This is a genomic window from Acinetobacter sp. YH16031 (genome assembly GCF_013417335.1).
Classification (GTDB): domain Bacteria; phylum Pseudomonadota; class Gammaproteobacteria; order Pseudomonadales; family Moraxellaceae; genus Acinetobacter.
Genome location: NZ_VPED01000120.1, coordinates 1 through 2,022, shown reverse-complemented (window position 1 = coordinate 2,022; position 2,022 = coordinate 1). Strand labels below are relative to the sequence as shown.

Sequence of the window (2,022 nt, the reverse complement as noted above, 5' to 3'; positions counted from 1 at the left end):
TTCACTGATTTTTCTATTTTATTTGAATGTGGCTTTTTTTCACTGATTCCCATTTTACTCAAATTTCGTAAAACTGAACTGTAAGAAATATTGTTCGCTAGCTCAGGTAAATCAGCGTGGATTTCCTTAATTGTATAACCAGCTTCCAGCCGTTTTTCTATTTCTGGCAATACAGAGATGATGAATTTTTTAGCGCCATGTCTGGTGACCATAATGACTTCCTCTTTCTTTGATTTATGCAATTATGTGCAACTATATGCAATTAAGAGCTTTTATACGATTTTATATGAAATTATCTGCAACTATAAGCTTTTAAATGGTTTTTATTCATTTTGATGTGCAATTATATGCATTTATGTGCAATTGAACTTTCAGTGATATTGGCAAGATGTGTAATGTTGACCAACATGCAAGCATGATTGGCCCACCATTACGCCCACTTATTCGCTTTCAGCTCAACGTGGAATCTTGTCCTGCGGAGCTTTTGGCATAGCCAAATGACAATGGAAATGATGAAAATGAATGAAAAGAAAAAGCCAAAACGGATACGCCAAAAGATCATTAAAGTGGTCGTAACTGATGAAGAAAAAAAGCAGATTGAAGCAAATGCTGCTCAGGCTAATTTATCGGTTTCTCAATATGCACGTGATTTGGGTTTAAGCTATCAGCCCAAAAGTTTGATAGATGTTCAATCGTTTCAGGAAATTCGTAGCATAAAGGAGGATTTCAACAAGATTGGTGGTTTGTTGAAAAATCTTATGAGTGGTGAGGTGACTGATCCGAAAGAGATCCAAACAAAATTAAATGGCTTACTGTTGGACTTATCCAAAAATCAAAATTTGCTTGATCAGCTACTGACTAAAGTAAGATCCAAGATCAAGTTTTAAAAAAAGTGTATGGTCTGTTGCCTTGTATAGTGGCGTTAGCCGCCACTGCGTATAAGAGATTTTATGTTAATCAGATGATTAAAAGGCCCGTAAATAGGGCCTTTCGTATAACGTGTATTATGTTAATTTTAGAGAAACTTTATGATAAGACAAAATCTACAGCTGCTTTTGCATGTATAGAAGTAGTATCAAAGAGAGGGACTGAAAATTTAATATCTCCAATAAGCATACAAATCTCTGTGCACCCTAAGATAACTCCTTCTGCTCCAGAAGATATTAAATCTTCGACAACATTGATATATTTCTTTTGAGACTCTTTGTTTATAACCCCTAAACATAATTCATTATAAATAATATCGTGCACAACTTTTCTATTTGTTTCATTTGGCGTTATTACTTCAAGTCCTTTTTCTTCTAATCTGTTTTTATAAAAATCTTGTTCCATAGTAAAAGCTGTACCAAGCAGACCAATTTTTTTAATATTTTGACTTAAAATTTCCGTAGCTGTTGCATCGGCAATATGAATAAATGGAATAGTAGTTGAATTCTCAATATAAGAAGCCACTTTATGCATCGTATTTGTACAAAGTACAATACCATCGGCCCCTCCTTTTTCTAGTTGAATAGCTTTATCTTTTAAATAAAATCCAGCTTCATCCCAGAGTCCCTTATGTTGTAATTCTTCAATTTCAGCAAAATCAACGCTGATAAGAACAACCTTAGCAGAATGTAATTTTCCTAGCTTCATTTGAACCATTTTATTGATTTGTTGATAGTAAAGATCTGTAGATTCCCAACTCATTCCGCCTAATAAACCAATTGTTTTCAAAGTTGTGCCTTTAACAAATTAAAAAATCTAACTTATCAATATAATTAAAAGTATCTAGTACAAAATTGCTCATATTTAACATAATGGCGGTTATACGAAGTCGACTTGTAATGCAATTTGCATTACAGTACTCCTAGTACATTAAATAACTGGGAGATATGATGGCTACTGTTAACTTCAGGGTCGATGAAGCCCTTAAAGAAAAATCCTATTCCATCCTTAAAGAACAAGGTATTGCACCTACAGATTTCTTTACTAGTATTCTTGAGTATGTTGCTACGACTGGGAAACTACCTGTCAAAAAAG

Annotated in this window: 3 protein-coding genes and 1 pseudogene; 2 read left to right on the top strand and 2 right to left on the bottom strand. The window is 33.7% G+C overall.

The features are described from left to right. A pseudogene (locus FTV31_RS16435) lies at positions 1-212 on the bottom strand (hypothetical protein); the annotation flags it as partial. Between the two features lie 285 nt (positions 213-497). Here FTV31_RS16435 and FTV31_RS16430 point away from each other — a divergent pair. Next, positions 498-887 carry a LysR family transcriptional regulator gene (locus FTV31_RS16430; protein WP_257227208.1) on the top strand — a complete coding sequence of 130 codons (390 nt, stop codon included), beginning with the start codon at positions 498-500 and terminating at the stop codon, positions 885-887. A gap of 139 nt (positions 888-1,026) precedes the next feature. Here FTV31_RS16430 and FTV31_RS16425 read toward each other — a convergent pair whose 3' ends face one another. Further along, positions 1,027-1,716: an aspartate/glutamate racemase family protein gene (locus tag FTV31_RS16425; RefSeq protein WP_180015719.1), complete on the bottom strand. Its 690-nt coding sequence runs from the start codon at positions 1,714-1,716 to the stop codon at positions 1,027-1,029. A 161-nt stretch (positions 1,717-1,877) separates the two neighbouring features. Between FTV31_RS16425 and FTV31_RS16420 the strand changes: the two genes are divergently transcribed. After that, on the top strand, positions 1,878-2,022 hold a 145-nt coding region (locus tag FTV31_RS16420; protein ID WP_180015717.1), incomplete at its 3' end, for a type II toxin-antitoxin system RelB/DinJ family antitoxin.